We start from the raw sequence: 15,042 nt of genomic DNA, 5'->3' as shown, positions 1-15,042 counted from the left end.
CTAATTAATCCCCTTTAATTGCCTTGGTTAAATTCCTGAATTTACTACCCAGGAAATCCAACGACGCTTGGTGCCTGATTTGATTTTGCATAAATAAGTTACGCTCCAAATCAACATCTACTGTATTTCCATCACCCGTGTCCGGCTGTGTTGGAAGTCGATATAACATTTCCCCAGTCACTTGAGTAGAGGCAGGAATATGCCGACCATCAGTGCGGCTAAGACCTATACTTGCCTCTGATGTTGCCGCTTGCAATGCCCTTTGAAAGTCCATACCCTTCGATTTAAAGCCTGGTGTGTTGGCTTGAGCAATGTTTGTGGATATAACCTCAGCATTGCGTGAGCGCACTCCCACCGTGTATTGGTGGATACCTAATGCGTTATTGAAAGATATAGCCATGTTAACCTCTACAAAAAGAAATGACCGATATTATTAGATATAAAAGCAATTAATATACCAACTTTTTACCTAACCTAATTTACTTGTTGGTATATTTAACAGCAATTTATACGCCAAATAACAAAATTAGAATATACGCTAGACCTCATATAGAGACTTATAAACCGACTGAGCCCAGCATAATGCTGGGCTCAGTCGGTTTATAATATGTTATTTAAGCTTATAAATAATCCCTGGATTACAACGAACCATTTCGAAGCAGTCTGTTAGCCCTGTCAAAGACTCTGACGCACCTAACAATAGATGACCACCTGGGTTTAAACTACTTGCCATTTGATTTAACACTTGAGATTTCATATCTGGCGAAAAATATATAAGTACATTGCGGCAAAAGATAATGTCAAACTTTCCTAGAAGTGCATAACTTTCCATCAAGTTTTGAGGACGAAAATTAACTAGCCGTTTAACATTATCCTTAACTTTCATCCTTCCATCATCAACATCTTCAAAGAAATTTTTTCTGCGCTCGGGTGACAAACCACGCCCCAAGGCTAAATTATCGTATATACCTTCTCGACACATATCGAGCATGCTAGCTGATATATCCGTAGCAGTAACCGCAACATTGGGTATCAAGCCAGGTTTACGCTGTTGCGTTTCCAGAATCGTCATCGCCATAGAGTAGGGCTCTTGACCAGATGAACTTGCCGCTGACCATATTTTAATCGGCCTTTTCGTTTCTGCGGCTTCAGGTAAAAGCTTATTCGCCAGCACTTCAAATGGATACGTATCTCGAAACCACAAGGTCTCGTTGGTTGTCATTGCGTCTACCGCCGCAACACGAAGGTCTCTGTTGCGCCCAGTAACAACATCTTTTAGCAAATCCGACAAAGAACTCAGCTTAAACTTTGTTACTAAAGGACTTAAGCGACTCCTCACCAGATATTGTTTACTGTCACCTAAGACAATACCACATTGAGATTCTAAGAAGCGGCTGAAGTCGCGATATTCTTGATCGCTTATAGTTATCGCTGTCATTTATTTCTCTTTAATCAGTAAGCGCAGTTTTCACTGCATTACCAAGCTCATCAGGGTTAAATTTAGGAATGAAAGCATTGGCCCCAACCCGTTCAACCATAGCTTGGTTAAAAACACCACTGAGTGATGAGTGAAGAATAACATATAAATCCTTCAGATCCGGATTGCGTCGGACTTCGGCAGTCAATGTATAACCGTCCATCTCCGGCATCTCAATATCTGAAATGACTAATGATATTTGTTCATATATACTGCCTTCAGCAGCCATTTCAACCAGCTTGTCATATGCATCTTTACCATCTTTGGCGGAGACGACATCAAAACCAATTGATATTACAGCACGTTCGACTTGCTTACGAGCGACCGTGGAGTCATCGGCTATAAGTATACGACGAACCACTTCTTTTTCCGACTGAACTTGAGCAATTTCTTCCCCAATAGAAGAATCCATTGTTTCATCAATGGGTGAAATCTCCATTAGAATTTTTTCAACATCGAGTATTTCAACAAGTTCATTATCGATATTTGTTACTGCCGTAAGGTAATTTCCTTTACCAGTACCGTCAGGTGGAGGCAGAATTGCCTCCCAATGCATATTGATAATACGTTCAACCGAAGTCACCAAAAACGCCTGAATTGTTCGGTTAAATTCAGCAATAACAACAAACGCTTTCTCAACATCTTCAGTGGGTCTTCCTCCTATAGCCAAGCTCATGTCAATCACAGACACAGTTTGACCACGAATATGAGCAACCCCTTTAACCAAAGGGTGTAAATTAGGCATCATTGTCAATATAGGGCATTGAAGGACTTCTTTTACCTTGAATACGTTAATACCGTATCGCTGCCGCCCCATCAAGCGAAATGTTAAAAGTTCCAATCGGTTTTGACCGACGAGTTGCGTGCGCTGATTCACCGAATCAAGAATACCCGACATAAGCCCCATCTCCATCTCAAACTTTCATGGTATAAAATGATAGTCTACTAAAAGGCAAAGAAAACCAGAGAAGCAGAATGACATACCATAAATTACGTTTATGCTCTTTTTCCATTACTAATTGTAGATCTTTCTATAAAAAGTTTTATAAGACTATCGCCTTTTTATGCTTTTTCTTTAGTTTTTCATTAAGTTCAACCACATCTGGACAGATTACCCGTGTTCAAAAAGCCGCTGAAGATTACATTCTCTCCACCATTGAGTGGCCAGCTGGTGGCTCTTTACTGGCAAAAGCGGCAAACATTGACAGCCGCATTTTTGTAACAGATTGTCCTGTTCCTCTAAAAACAACTTCTTCTTCTACAAACCCTAGTGCAAGTAACATCACCGTGCTAGTCGAGTGTGACGAAGATAATTGGAAATTATACGTCCCAGTAAGGCTAACTCGGACTGGACCACAAGTCACAACAACAGTCGCTATCAGCCGAGGGCAAATACTATCTATTCGAGACCTCACTATTAATATGGTAGACTTGCAACGTGTAAGGCGGCAAGGCTTTTCAAATATTGCTGAAGTAATCGGAGCAAAAACTAAAAAAAATCTTAGGGCTGGGGAAATATTGGAAAGCAATGATGTTTGTGTTGTATGCCGTAATGAAACCGTCACTATTAAAGCCCAAAAGTCTGGTATGACCATCACAACTAAAGGCACCGCACTCACAGATGGTTCACATGGTGAGCAGATTAGAGTGAAAAATAATAAATCCAACCGTATAATTGAAGGTAGAGTGACTGGAATTGCCGAAGTTACGGTTATTTTTTAAACAAATAAAAGTTTCTAAAGTTTTAATAACTCTGGCCGATATCGACAGTACAAGATTTCAAATACGAAAGGCTCACACATATGGCAGGTATTGACAACATACGCTCTGGGCAGACGGTCACAACGTCTACTAAGAGCACTGCACGTAATGAGAATAACAGCTCTGCTAGCTCTGGCTCTACTTCAAAGTCAGACGTTGCGCAAGATTCAGTTTCCCTCAGTCAACAGGGGAAAGCTGTTGGTGAAATGCATTCTCAATTAGCAAGTCAACCAAGTTTTGATAAGGCAAAAGTCGCCGCGATAAAAGAAGCTATTGCCAATGGTTCATATAGCGTTGACCCTCAAAAACTGGCAGATAACATGATCAAGTTCGAGCAAGAGCTTGGTGGTTTGGAGTAGCGAGGTTCCATTATGGCTACCCTAAGCAGTTTAATAGATTTTCAATTACAAACCGCCCAAGATCTTTCTGATATTCTCGAAAGAGAAAAATTAGCGATAACCACTCGGGTTGCTAAAGATATTGAACAGCTTGCCAATGATAAGCTATCTCTTATCAACAAACTTCAACAAACTGATCAACGTATAGGACAACATCCCGAGGCTGTGAGTTTGACAACAGATCCAGAGCTGAGCCCTCTGGTTGATAAAATTCGCGCTATCATCAGTGACTGCCAACAAGCAAATATAATAAATGGTGAAGCTTTGCAACGAGCGCAAATGAGCTTTAATAAGCTAAATAATCTCATGCAACAAAGCCAAGGAAAGTTAGGAATGACATACAGCGCAGATGGACAAACTAAAAGTGTCACAACATTAGGCACTAATATCAAAGCATGATAAAAAAAGCGGCAAAATTTGCCGCAAATTTAAATGGGATATTTAGTGTAGAAGTTAGAATAGTGTTTGCTGGCGTTTTTCTGGAACCACTTGAACTTCACCATAATCACGCAGCTTGTTCATCTTTTTAATGTCAAGACGTAACTCTGTCACATAACTGTCGCCTACTTTATAACTTCTTACCACCTCAGCTCCACGAATAACTCCATCGACAGCACCAGAAGTGAGTTCAGTTCCAAGGCGTTGATCTTTTAGATCAGCTCGACCACTGACACGCATACCATACACTTGCTCTGCTAATTCACGATATGCATCTATTTTTGAAGCACGCATAGCTCTCACTTGCCGCTCCTCATCGGTGCGCCCTTTCTGTTCACTGATATTGGCATATCCAACTGCAGTAAGCATATCCTCTGCACGCATATTCTGTAGAGGCTGGCAACCAACCATCATCAGTGTCATGGCCAGAAAAAATATCTTATTCATCTCAACTCCCTATGGACGAAGAATAACAGTATAAGGCTGCCTTATTGTAGGGTCAGAGCGAATTAAAACACCATCTTCATCTCGGATACTGTTAAGTGTGTCTAGATCTCGGCCAATACGATCTGCAGGCAAAAAACCTTGAGCTGTTGCAACAACTACACGAGACTGCATACCCACAACACGTGCGTTGACTAAAACACCACCTTCTTGTCGCAGCATAGTGCCAGTTAATACATATTGTATGTCCTGCTCTTGAGCCAAGTCTTTCCAGTCACGGCTGAAAGCAAAGTCCCCCAGACTAGTAACCTGAATAGATCCTGTTGTTTTATAGTCCACGACTTTAAAACCTCGGCGCTGAAACTGATGGATAAAACCTTCTGAAACTGAATTACCCAGCCAATTGGTTGCATCCATATTTTGTAGATCAACAAATGAAGTAACGGCAATAGGTGTCCGGGCTGATACACTAGTATTTGAAATCATCAAATCTTCTGTCATGCTCTCGACAAAAAAGTCAAGCGTATGACGCGGGCTCTCCATCAGCATAAATTGAGAGCCAGGGTAAGGTTCTTTACCGTTATAAACAGGCGCATAGGCACAAGCAGTGAGAAGTACCACAGGCACAAGCGTTAGCCAATTTTTCATATTATAATCTCCGATATATTTTAGGCCCTATCTGCGCCACTCTATATCTCAGATACCAAAGTGGAACATTCTTTGCTTTGCTATATATGTCACTATATAGAACGGCAATACCTAAATCAGCTAACGAATTAAATGCAAAAAGTGAACCAGTTTGGAATTTTAAGATGAAAAAGTCGTTTTTTTTAATAGTTTCAACTCTTTGTCTAACACTGTATCCAGCGTTGGTTTGGAGCGGATGGTATGAAGTAACCGGTACAGCTACCGTAGTTTCTTCCGAAGAAGTCGCTCGTATTCATGCTTTAGAAAACGCGATATACAAAGCGGTTAGCTTCTCAGGGGCAGATATCGGTAGTATATCAAATATAAGACCAATACTAGAAAGTGAACGCAGAGAATACCAACTGAGTAACACCGAAATACGCTATATAGTAGTTGACGAGCAAAAAGTTCGTAAAGGTGTCATGTTTGTCAAAGCACGTATAGATATCTACCCATCGGCAACAGCTTGCCATCTTACCCAGTATAAAAAAACATTCTTAGTCGGCAATATCGATATTGCTTCACCTAAGCAAGCCGTTATGGGACAAATCTATCGAGTTGGAGATGACTTTGCCAATGTGATTAATCGCCAATTGGATGAAGAGTCAAGCAACTTCGTCTCTGTTGGAACTACAGACTATGAAATTGATAAACATTATCCCGAAAGACTAAAGATGATTGCACAAGACACAGGCGCTCAATATATCCTTGGGGGTGTTATTACTGATTTAACTGCAACCATAGAGCAAAAATTACTGAAAGATGACATTATTAATCGTCAATTTGCGCTTGAAATGACAGTCTTTGACGGAAAAACAGGCAATAAAGTCTATAACAACAACTATCGTGAAGTAGCTCGATGGCCTTTCCCAAAAACCAGCCAAGTCGACACCAGAAGTGCGCGTTTCTGGGCATCAACTTACGGCGATATGATGCTAAGAGTCAGCCGAAATATTATGTTAGACCTAGAATCTGAGGTATCTTGTAAAATCACTTTGCCTGAAATTATCTCTAGGTGGGATAATGTATTAACTATGGATCTCGGACGTATACATGGTGTGAATCAAGGAGATAAACTTAAGCTTTGGCATACAAGCTCTTTTATCGATCAACGAGGGCTGCCACGTAATAAAGTCACTGAGTCCGACATCACTCTCACAGTATCACGCGTATATGAAAATGAAGCAGAACTAACCGTTGATCAGCCAGAGCTTGCTGGCAGTATCCAAATTGGTGATGTTATGCACAAGCAGCTTTAAAACAGTAAATTAGCGCTTAATATTCTAGGAAAGTATAGTATGATGGGCTCACGCTCCCGTGGCACAGCTGGATAGCGCGATCCCCTCCTAAGGGATAGGTCACAGGTTCGAATCCTGTCGGGAGCGCCATAATCAAAACAATGTGAGGCCGAACATAGGCCTTATTCTTATCAAGATAACAAACTCTATTCTCGAAAATAATTCATACACCACTCTAAATTAACCAAAAAAATTAAAATCAAAACTATCAATTACTTGGAATTTTGTCAGGGGTACTCTTATCAAAAAACTCATACACTTAAGTAAGTTCAAACGACAGTCTTACGTCGTTCTATAAACTCTAATGTCTAGCATCAATGCACAAGTAAAAAGATAATCATTATTTCAATGTCTTATTCAGGCTTATAAAAAAAGAACTATGTATTTCTGTTTAACAAAGTAAGGAAAGACGAATCAGAGCTTCACCAATCAGGCACATTCAACTAAAATAGTTATTAATAAAATTATCTATAGAAATTTAATGAAGAAGAGTAATCTGGCTACAAACACTGGTCACCGTTTTATTTCCAAAGCCAAAACTGCGTTTAAAATTCATATCCACACACCTGATGACACGGTGTTACATCGCTCTGTGGGTTATGTAAAAATTGGAGAGGAAAAAGGGCTCAAAAAAGCGATAAAACTTAGAAATGAATTGGGTAGTGCTATGTGGGGAAAATTTTGGCGAAAATTACTCAAAGATCCTTATTTAATGACTAGACTGCCTCATTCTATTGAGCCTAAAATCATATTCAAACCTAGGCCAACAAAGTCCAACCCTAGCGCAAAAGACGAATGTTATATCGCTGCATGGCGTAATTATGACAAGAATGGAAAGTTGATTTATAAAAGTATTGTATGTTCAATCAAAAAACATGGTCGACTAGCAGCTTACACCAAAACCAAAAAAGCCCTACTAGAAGCTAACAAAGATAATTTGGAAATTCTGGAGTTTATGGGTCGTTTGACAAGTATTGACCTTAAGTAAACGACCTTAATATGCCTATAGTTATCTATTGATTTAAGCGCTCTTAACTAAGTTCCCTTTGATACTAAAAACCGCAACAAAAGCTGCGGTTTTAGGCATTTAATCAATATTTTTCAGGGTATTATGAGTTAGCTTCTCGTTCTGAAATAAAGGCCAATGCCATTTTAATCCGAGCAATAACTCGCTCTTTGCCCACAAGATCCATTACAGCATCCACTGACGGTGATTGCCCCCCACCTGTTACCGCAACACGCAAAGGCATACCAATTTTGCCCATGCCAATCTCAAGCTCTTCACATACAGCAGTAATAACATTGTTTTTAATACTTTCTGCTCCCCAATTTTCAAGGGATTCAACTTTAGCTAGCGCAAGCTCTAGTGGGCCTTTTGCGACACCTCGTAAATGCTTTTTCGCCGCTCCTGCTTCAAACTCAGAAAAATCTTCATAGAAGTAACGAATTTGCTCAGCAAGCTCAACTAATGTATCGCAGCGTTCACCCACCAATTGAATCACTTGTGTCAAAGCTGGACCATTGTCAATATTGAGTTTTTGATTGACTATATGCCATTGTAGATGCTCAGCTACATATTCAGGCTCTGAGGTTTTAATATAGTGGTTGTTTAACCAAAGCAGCTTCTCAGTGTTAAATGCAGACGCTGATTTAGAAATAGCATCGAGTGAAAATAAATCGACCATCTCATGCTGAGAAAATATTTCCTGATCGCCATGAGACCATCCTAAACGAACCAAATAATTATTAAGTGCGTTTGGCAAGTAGCCCTCATCACGATATTGCATCACAGAGACTGCCCCATGCCGCTTAGACAATTTGGCACCATCATCACCCAAAATCATAGCGCAATGGGCAAATGTAGGGACTGGTGCACCTAAAGCCTGATAAATGTTGATTTGTCGTGGAGTGTTATTGATATGATCTTCACCACGTACAACGTGAGTAATTCCCATATCCCAGTCATCAACAACAACCACAAAATTGTATGTTGGGGCACCATCAGTACGGCGGATGATAAGATCATCGAGTTGATCATTACCAATTTCAATGCGCCCTCGGATCTGGTCCTCAAAAATTACGCTACCTTGAGTAGGGTTGCGAAAACGCACCACACAAGGATCTCCATCTTTAGCTACTTCGTTCGCGGCAACAATCTTAGGGTGATTAGCATCGTAGCGAGGCATCTCTTTATTTTCTTCTTGCTCAGCTCGAACTTCATCAAGAAGCTCTTTTGATGCATAGCATTGATATGCTTTATCTTCTGCAAGTAATTTATCAACCATTTCGTTATAGCGGTCAAAGCGCTTGGATTGGAAATAGGGCCCTTCATCCCATTCAAGTCCCATCCACTGCATACCTTCAAGAATGGCATCTACTGCTTGCTGAGAATTGCGCTCTAAGTCAGTATCCTCGATACGTAATACGAACTCACCACCTTGGCTTTTCGCATAAAGCCATGAATAAAGTGCTGTACGAGCACCGCCAACGTGAAGATAGCCTGTTGGGCTGGGAGCAAAACGAGTTTTAACCGTCATTTAAAAATACCTTGATTAACTGAATGACCGCACCTTGAAGAGGTACTAAAAGTTGCGCGTATTTTATCACTGATATCCAAATCTACAATCCACCAGATGTAGAATTCCCTCAACAAGTGAGTTTTGAACACTTTGGTGGTTTATTAACCGCTTACATCATCCCCCTTGACCTTACCCTTGAGGTAAGGTTTATTCTCAGTAATACGTTATTGCTAAAGGTCATGTAATGAATAGATTCGATATTCCACTTTCTGGTTTAAACTGTATGGGATGCGCGCGCATAATTGAGAGGCATCTACTCTCTGAGCACTCTGTTTTTATCCATGAGTTAACCACAGAGCATATCAGTCTTGATAGCAGCAGTAGTTTTAAACAGTTAGAATCGTCAATTAACTCTCTTGGTTATAATGCCGGCAATCACTATCAATTCAACTTAAGTGGTTTAAATTGCAGTAAATGTGTCACTAAACTCAACCTTGCCTTAGAAAAGCATTCTCTCATTGGTCAGTTCCAAGTATCAAAAACTGACTTATCACTATCAACGTTACTTAGCGCCCAACAAATACAAGATATTGTCACTTCATTGGGTTACAAGGCAAGTAGCGATGAATCTCAGCTACACCACGCTATACCTGATACCGCTCCCGCAAAAGAAAATTTTCAACCACTTGCAGAAGAAAATATCTATAACTTGAATTTTTTCATTTCAGGAATGACGTGCGCTAGCTGCGTTGCATCTGTTGAACGAGCAATAGAACGAGTTGGAGAGATTCAAAAGGCGCAAGTCAATCTAGCAGAACAAAGTGCACTCGTTATAAGTGCTTCCAAAAGTGACTCTGTCATAAAGTCAATCTTAGACTCGGTACAAAAATCGGGCTATAAGGCAGACTATATTATTGACCCGGAGACCCAACAACAAGAGCACTTGGCCAAGCAACAAACCAAACAGGCACAACACAAAAGTAGTGCTTGGGCAGGTATTGCTATCGGCGCTCCATTAATGCTGTGGGGAATACTGGGTGGTAACATGATGATACGTACCCCTCAAGATCAACTTATTTGGGGTGGCATAGGATTAATTTGTTTGTGGCTACTATCCACCGCTGGATATTCTTTCTTTGCTAACGCGTGGCTAGCGCTGCGTAACAAACGTGCGACAATGGATACATTAGTCGCACTTGGTACAGGCGCAGCATGGCTATTTTCAATGCTGGTCGTCAGTTTACCTCAATGCTTCCCAGAAGCATCACGTCACGTATATTTTGAAGCCAGTGCCATGATTATTGGCTTAATTTCTCTGGGGCACTATATAGAAGCGAAAGCAAAAGCAAGAACCACCCTTTCTCTACAAGCATTGATAAACCTTCAGCCTAGTAATGCTACCGTGCTCACCGATTCTGGCGAACAAATGATGGCAATTAAAGAAATAACTCAAGGAATGAAGCTCAGAATTAAACCCGGCGAAAAAGTGCCAGTTGATGGTGTGGTCTTATCCGGTCAATCCTACCTCAATGAATCTATGCTAACTGGCGAACCTGTCCCTGTGTATAAAGAGCAAGGTTCTCAAATCTCAGCTGGAACAGTTAATCAGGACGGCAGTCTAGAATTAGAAGCGACCAGCGTTGGCAGTGGTACTATGCTGGCAAGGATCATTAACATGGTTCGTACGGCGCAAAGTAGCAAACCTGCAATAGCCAAATTGGCTGACCAAATATCATCTGTATTTGTTCCGGTTGTTGTCGCTATTGCTTTGGTGTCGGCTCTAATATGGTTTCTATATGGTCCTGAACCCAAAGCCAGCTATATGCTAATTGTCACCACCACTGTTTTAATTATTGCTTGCCCATGCGCGCTTGGACTAGCCACCCCACTCTCGGTCACTGTTGGAATCGGAAAAGCGGCTGAAATGGGGATATTAATTAAAGATGCAGATGTGCTTCAATCTGCTATTAAGATTGATACGGTTGTGTTTGATAAAACTGGCACACTAACGCAAGGTAAACCTCAGGTTGAATCTCTGTTTGTAAAAAATGGAGATAAAAACCACATAATCACTCTAGCAGCAAGTTTAGAGCAATACTCAGAGCATCCGCTAGCTAAAGCCATTGTCGAACTTGCCGAGCAAAAAAAGCTTCACCTTGAACAAGCGACTGATTTTAATAATCTTCGTGGTATGGGGATCACAGGGGTTATTAAAGATAAGCTCACCTCAGTTGTCTCTCTGACTTATGCTAAGCAGCAAGGCATAAATACCGAAACCTTCACGCCAGAGATAGAAAAATGCGCCAATAATGCATGGACACCTGTTGTTGTCATTCAACATGAGTCGGTGGTGGGAATTATAGCCATTAGCGACCCAATCAAGCCAGATGCCAAGCAAGCGATTGATGCGCTTAGCCGGTTAGGAATTACTGCTGTGATGTTAACAGGGGACAGTCAAGATGTGGCAAATGCGATTGCCTCTAAGCTTGGGATAAAAAATGTTATCGCCCAGGTACTACCCGATCAAAAAGCGCAGCATATCAGCCAATTTCAAGCACAAGGCCAACATGTCGCCATGATAGGTGACGGAGTGAACGATGCGCCTGCTCTCGCAACAGCAGATATCAGTATTGCGATGGGCAGCGGCAGTGATGTAGCGATTGAAAGCGCCCAAATGACTCTGCTTCATTCATCGCCTCTTGGGGTAGTCAAAGCGATTGAACTTTCCAAGGCGACCATGAAAAATATGAAACAAAATTTATTTGGCGCCTTTATTTATAACAGCTTGGGGATCCCTATCGCAGCGGGCGCGCTCTATCCTACTTTTGGCTTTCTACTCAGCCCTGTCGTTGCAGGCGCAGCCATGGCGCTGTCTTCCATTACTGTGGTGAGCAACGCCAACCGTCTACGTCTATTTAAATATTCACCTAAATAAGAGGTCTTTATGAAAATGAAATTTGTCGCACTTACGTCGCTTTTACTTCTCTCTAACCAAGCTTTAGCTACCGATGTTATTAATCACAAATCGCCTTACTGTGGCTGCTGCACCGCTTGGACTAAACATATGAAACAAGAGGGCTTTACGGTGGAAGAAAAACTGCATGATAATATGAATAGCATCAAACAACAGTTAGGTATTACGTCGCAATTAGCGTCTTGTCATACCGCTGAAATTAATGGCTACGTATTTGAAGGCCACATACCAGCAAAAGATATTAAAACATTCCTAACTAACCCGCCCAAAGGCGCGAAAGGATTAGCGGTACCTGGTATGCCACTAGGCTCTCCTGGGATGGAAAATGGCAGCCAAAAAGATGCTTATTCTGTCTATGCGTTTAATCAAGATGGGCAAGTGCTTGAATATAAAACCTACCCTAAAAATAACAAATAACCCCTTCTGTTGATTATTTTATATTTTAAAGCACCTGAAAAATAAGCTAAACCTCTTATAACAAGCTGCGGGAGTAATTGTATATTGACTCTAAAAACAATGCCTTAAATATAAAATTTAACTTTATTTAACTGATTGTAATTTTATTTCTCGCTTCATCAGTACACCTTGTATTAACTTCTTTTCTCTTGAAAGCCGTACCAAGATGCGGCTCCTTTTTAAAGGGGTTCAGTATTTGAGCAGTCACTTAGATCACTCACCTTACTTAACTTCCTTTTTCTTAAAGACAAATAACTTGAGTGTATAACAAATGAAAAAAGCATTACTTATTGCAGCGATCGCTGCCACCGCTTCTATGCCTTCGCTTGCTAATGATAATTACGCAGCACTAGAACTTGGTTTTGGTAAATATGATACTTCCGGTGAATACGGGAACAATGAGGCTATCAACAAAGATACTGGCCTTCTTGCTCTTAAATTTGGTCACTATTTTAATCCTAATGTACGCGCTTATGGTTATATCCAAACAAACGGCGAAAGTTCAACTGAATACAAAGTAGCCGGTATTAAAGTAGCTGAATTTACTATCAAAAGTAATGAAATTGGTGCTGGTGCAGACTATATCCACAATGTAAATGAACAATTTTACCTACTAGCAGGTGGTAATCTAGGCGTTTATAAGAGTGAGTTCGAAGCTAAGGTACCATTACTTGGTTTCAATGAAGATAGCTCAAATACTGGCCTTACGGCAGGAGCAAACCTAGGTATAGGATACAAATTTACCGAGCGCTTTGGTATGGAGCTTGGCTATCGTTACAGTCATTACTTCGATAACGAACACAAAATCGGCGCAGCAAAGGCGAACTTCGACTCAACAAGTATTGGGTACCTAAACGCTAGCTACTCTTTCTAATAAGAGTAGTGAATTAAATAATGCCGCTTCTTGCGGCATTATTTGTTTCTTCTCCGCCTAAATATCGCCCCGCATCCAACAAAAATCTCACTTATGGGACAGGTACAACATTTCAAACACTTATATTCGACCTCAAAAATAGGGTACACTGGTTATATAATGTTATTTCTCAATAGAGATAAATGAACCTACTCGAACAAGCTAAAGCCGAACATTGCAACATTGCCATTGCCGATATCATCTACAATCCGCATGAAAAATCTCTGTACTCATTGCAGGGTGAGATCCCCCTTGAACCAAGAAATATCGCTTTATTGGAAGTGTTGCTATCAAATGTCGACAACCCAACCTCGATTGAAGAATTTATCGAGACGGTATGGGAAAGTCAGTATATCTCGAAAAATGTAGTAACTAACCGAATCAGTCTGTTACGTAATCTATTTCGTCAGCACACCCAACAAGCTGATTCAACTAAAATCATCGTCACCTACCCAAAGCGTGGCTACTATATTCCGCAAAGCTTTGTTCAACTGATCGCCAAAGATGAAGCTGAACCAGTTAGTCAAACAGTAGAAGCACAGCCAATAGCAGTACTCAAAACAAATATCTTACGCTATCTCGGCAAGAGTTTAAGTGTTGTGTTCACATCTTTGGCCGTGCTACTTGCTATACATACTTGGTCTCATTTGACCCAAGAAACAAAAAACAACACTCTTCATGTGCCACAAGTACGGTTGCTACTCGATAATATCGTCTGCGAGGATGAGGCTATTAGTAATACTGTACTAAAGCTAAAAGCACTAACACTCTATGCCCATAGCTCCTCGCCCTTCATTCATCTGTCAAATATGAGCTCTCCTAGCTTCTATCTGCACAACTTGAGTGAGCACTGTCACTTCCCCGGCTCAGATGCTGAGTTCGACTCTGACTACAGGTTACGTTTTAATTTATGGCAAGATGAATATGGCAATCTCAATCTAGAAAGTCTTCTTCACCTTTCAGCCTCCGGCCGAGTAGCATGGCGAAAAATATACCGCTTTAAATCACACCTGCTAACCGAAACCGTTAATCAATTAAATGCCGACTTAAGTGACTATTTTAAGCTACCACAAGCTATAAATACGCTCCCAAGCCATGTATCAAATTTAATTACTCCAATTGCGAATACAACTCTAAACGACTTGCTAGCCCGCACTATGACAGATGTGGAGGTGCTGTTTTATACCCGAGAACTGCTTTTTACTAACCAGACTGAGACAGACTTTAAAAAGTGGATTACTAAAATCAAGGAAAGGGAACCAATTACCCCTCCGGATCTTCATATGCTATTGGCATTGGTGACTTATCGATCAGGAGATGTTGAACAGAGCCTTAGAATGCTGGAAAGAGAATACTCGGCTGAAGTTCCGGACAATGCGCTAATTTTTCTTCTTCAAGCCAACATAAATCGAGAAAAAGGCAACAAGCAAATGTATCTCGCCTATTACTTAAAGGCAACTTCAGCACTAACTACAACTCTCCCCGCAGAGCGTGTTTTTGATCTCTATGCAAGCCATGATAGGAAAAAGGCTTGCCTTGATTTATGGCAAGAGGCATTAAGCGATATAAAATCCATCCAAAAGCCTAAATCCATTTTATGGCAAGGTGTAGAAACATTTTGCCGCCCATACCCATAATGTGACCAAGCCACCGATTTAGGTGGCTTGGTCATAATAA

Annotated in this window: 15 protein-coding genes and 1 tRNA gene; 10 read left to right on the top strand and 6 right to left on the bottom strand. The window is 40.8% G+C overall.

Annotated features, from left to right (window positions below):
• Positions 1 to 4 precede the first annotated feature (4 nt).
• From flgB to OCV27_RS03855, 3 genes are all read right to left on the bottom strand, one after another.
• Positions 5 to 400 carry a flagellar basal body rod protein FlgB gene (flgB, locus tag OCV27_RS03865; RefSeq protein ID WP_125319377.1) on the bottom strand — a complete coding sequence of 132 codons (396 nt, stop codon included), beginning with the start codon at positions 398 to 400 and terminating at the stop codon, positions 5 to 7.
• 210 nt (positions 401 to 610) lie between these two features.
• Entirely contained in the window at positions 611 to 1,438 is an 828-nt protein-coding gene (locus OCV27_RS03860; RefSeq protein WP_125321945.1) for a CheR family methyltransferase, read from the bottom strand.
• Positions 1,439 to 1,448: 10 nt separating this feature from the next.
• Positions 1,449 to 2,375, bottom strand: coding sequence for a chemotaxis protein CheV (locus OCV27_RS03855; protein ID WP_125321943.1), 927 nt, complete (start codon positions 2,373 to 2,375; stop codon positions 1,449 to 1,451).
• A gap of 77 nt (positions 2,376 to 2,452) precedes the next feature.
• Between OCV27_RS03855 and flgA the strand changes: the two genes are divergently transcribed.
• The 3 genes from flgA to OCV27_RS03840 all read left to right on the top strand — a co-directional run bounded on the left by flgA (position 2,453) and on the right by OCV27_RS03840 (position 4,035).
• Positions 2,453 to 3,199 carry a flagellar basal body P-ring formation chaperone FlgA gene (gene flgA, locus OCV27_RS03850; protein ID WP_125321941.1) on the top strand — a complete coding sequence of 249 codons (747 nt, stop codon included), beginning with the start codon at positions 2,453 to 2,455 and terminating at the stop codon, positions 3,197 to 3,199.
• Positions 3,200 to 3,279: 80 nt separating this feature from the next.
• Complete coding sequence (gene flgM / locus OCV27_RS03845; protein ID WP_125321939.1) at positions 3,280 to 3,597, top strand: flagellar biosynthesis anti-sigma factor FlgM; 318 nt, start codon at positions 3,280 to 3,282, stop codon at positions 3,595 to 3,597.
• Between the two features lie 12 nt (positions 3,598 to 3,609).
• The gene (locus OCV27_RS03840; protein WP_125321937.1) at positions 3,610 to 4,035 is read left to right on the top strand and encodes a flagella synthesis protein FlgN; all 426 of its coding nucleotides are present in this window, start codon (positions 3,610 to 3,612) and stop codon (positions 4,033 to 4,035) included.
• A gap of 54 nt (positions 4,036 to 4,089) precedes the next feature.
• Here the strand turns inward: OCV27_RS03840 and flgP are convergent, their stop codons facing one another.
• Complete coding sequence (gene flgP / locus OCV27_RS03835; RefSeq protein ID WP_125321935.1) at positions 4,090 to 4,521, bottom strand: flagellar assembly lipoprotein FlgP; 432 nt, start codon at positions 4,519 to 4,521, stop codon at positions 4,090 to 4,092.
• Positions 4,522 to 4,530: 9 nt separating this feature from the next.
• Complete coding sequence (locus OCV27_RS03830; protein ID WP_125321934.1) at positions 4,531 to 5,166, bottom strand: FlgO family outer membrane protein; 636 nt, start codon at positions 5,164 to 5,166, stop codon at positions 4,531 to 4,533.
• Positions 5,167 to 5,330: 164 nt separating this feature from the next.
• Between OCV27_RS03830 and OCV27_RS03825 the strand changes: the two genes are divergently transcribed.
• The 3 genes from OCV27_RS03825 (at position 5,331) to OCV27_RS03815 (ending at position 7,491) form a co-directional block, all read left to right on the top strand.
• On the top strand, positions 5,331 to 6,464 hold the full coding sequence (locus tag OCV27_RS03825; RefSeq protein WP_125321932.1) for a flagellar assembly protein FlgT: 1,134 nt from the start codon (positions 5,331 to 5,333) through the stop codon (positions 6,462 to 6,464).
• Between the two features lie 52 nt (positions 6,465 to 6,516).
• Positions 6,517 to 6,593: transfer RNA gene (locus OCV27_RS03820), tRNA-Arg, on the top strand.
• Positions 6,594 to 6,984: 391 nt separating this feature from the next.
• On the top strand, positions 6,985 to 7,491 hold the full coding sequence (locus OCV27_RS03815; RefSeq protein ID WP_125321930.1) for a Fe3+-citrate ABC transporter substrate-binding protein: 507 nt from the start codon (positions 6,985 to 6,987) through the stop codon (positions 7,489 to 7,491).
• Between the two features lie 121 nt (positions 7,492 to 7,612).
• Here the strand turns inward: OCV27_RS03815 and gltX are convergent, their stop codons facing one another.
• On the bottom strand, positions 7,613 to 9,040 hold the full coding sequence (gltX, locus tag OCV27_RS03810) for a glutamate--tRNA ligase (protein WP_125321928.1): 1,428 nt from the start codon (positions 9,038 to 9,040) through the stop codon (positions 7,613 to 7,615).
• A gap of 226 nt (positions 9,041 to 9,266) precedes the next feature.
• Between gltX and OCV27_RS03805 the strand changes: the two genes are divergently transcribed.
• The 4 genes from OCV27_RS03805 (at position 9,267) to OCV27_RS03790 (ending at position 15,002) form a co-directional block, all read left to right on the top strand.
• Entirely contained in the window at positions 9,267 to 11,957 is a 2,691-nt protein-coding gene (locus OCV27_RS03805; protein ID WP_125321925.1) for a heavy metal translocating P-type ATPase, read from the top strand.
• Positions 11,958 to 11,966: 9 nt separating this feature from the next.
• The gene (locus tag OCV27_RS03800) at positions 11,967 to 12,413 is read left to right on the top strand and encodes a DUF411 domain-containing protein (protein ID WP_125321923.1); all 447 of its coding nucleotides are present in this window, start codon (positions 11,967 to 11,969) and stop codon (positions 12,411 to 12,413) included.
• A gap of 310 nt (positions 12,414 to 12,723) precedes the next feature.
• Positions 12,724 to 13,326 (top strand): outer membrane beta-barrel protein, encoded by a 603-nt coding sequence (locus OCV27_RS03795; protein WP_125321921.1) that lies wholly within the window; start codon positions 12,724 to 12,726, stop codon positions 13,324 to 13,326.
• A 182-nt stretch (positions 13,327 to 13,508) separates the two neighbouring features.
• Entirely contained in the window at positions 13,509 to 15,002 is a 1,494-nt protein-coding gene (locus tag OCV27_RS03790; RefSeq protein WP_125321919.1) for a winged helix-turn-helix domain-containing protein, read from the top strand.
• Positions 15,003 to 15,042: the final 40 nt, after the last annotated feature.

The organism is Vibrio pectenicida, assembly GCA_024347015.1.
In the GTDB taxonomy this organism is placed as follows: domain Bacteria; phylum Pseudomonadota; class Gammaproteobacteria; order Enterobacterales; family Vibrionaceae; genus Vibrio; species Vibrio pectenicida.
The sequence above is the reverse complement of the archived record's forward strand: the minus strand, read 5'-3'. Positions and strand labels throughout refer to the sequence as shown.

Excerpts from the sequence above, each read along its gene's own strand:
- OCV27_RS03805 (WP_125321925.1), top strand. The coding sequence starts at position 9,267 with ATGAATAGATTCGATATTCCACTTTCTGGTTTAAACTGTATGGGATGC.
- OCV27_RS03815 (WP_125321930.1), top strand. The coding sequence starts at position 6,985 with ATGAAGAAGAGTAATCTGGCTACAAACACTGGTCACCGTTTTATTTCC.
- flgA (WP_125321941.1), top strand. The coding sequence starts at position 2,453 with ATGACATACCATAAATTACGTTTATGCTCTTTTTCCATTACTAATTGT.
- gltX (WP_125321928.1), bottom strand. The coding sequence starts at position 9,040 with ATGACGGTTAAAACTCGTTTTGCTCCCAGCCCAACAGGCTATCTTCAC.
- OCV27_RS03860 (WP_125321945.1), bottom strand. The coding sequence starts at position 1,438 with ATGACAGCGATAACTATAAGCGATCAAGAATATCGCGACTTCAGCCGC.
- OCV27_RS03840 (WP_125321937.1), top strand. The coding sequence starts at position 3,610 with ATGGCTACCCTAAGCAGTTTAATAGATTTTCAATTACAAACCGCCCAA.
- OCV27_RS03830 (WP_125321934.1), bottom strand. The coding sequence starts at position 5,166 with ATGAAAAATTGGCTAACGCTTGTGCCTGTGGTACTTCTCACTGCTTGT.
- flgP (WP_125321935.1), bottom strand. The coding sequence starts at position 4,521 with ATGAATAAGATATTTTTTCTGGCCATGACACTGATGATGGTTGGTTGC.
- OCV27_RS03855 (WP_125321943.1), bottom strand. The coding sequence starts at position 2,375 with ATGTCGGGTATTCTTGATTCGGTGAATCAGCGCACGCAACTCGTCGGT.
- OCV27_RS03790 (WP_125321919.1), top strand. The coding sequence starts at position 13,509 with ATGAACCTACTCGAACAAGCTAAAGCCGAACATTGCAACATTGCCATT.
- OCV27_RS03800 (WP_125321923.1), top strand. The coding sequence starts at position 11,967 with ATGAAAATGAAATTTGTCGCACTTACGTCGCTTTTACTTCTCTCTAAC.
- OCV27_RS03795 (WP_125321921.1), top strand. The coding sequence starts at position 12,724 with ATGAAAAAAGCATTACTTATTGCAGCGATCGCTGCCACCGCTTCTATG.
- OCV27_RS03825 (WP_125321932.1), top strand. The coding sequence starts at position 5,331 with ATGAAAAAGTCGTTTTTTTTAATAGTTTCAACTCTTTGTCTAACACTG.
- flgM (WP_125321939.1), top strand. The coding sequence starts at position 3,280 with ATGGCAGGTATTGACAACATACGCTCTGGGCAGACGGTCACAACGTCT.
- flgB (WP_125319377.1), bottom strand. The coding sequence starts at position 400 with ATGGCTATATCTTTCAATAACGCATTAGGTATCCACCAATACACGGTG.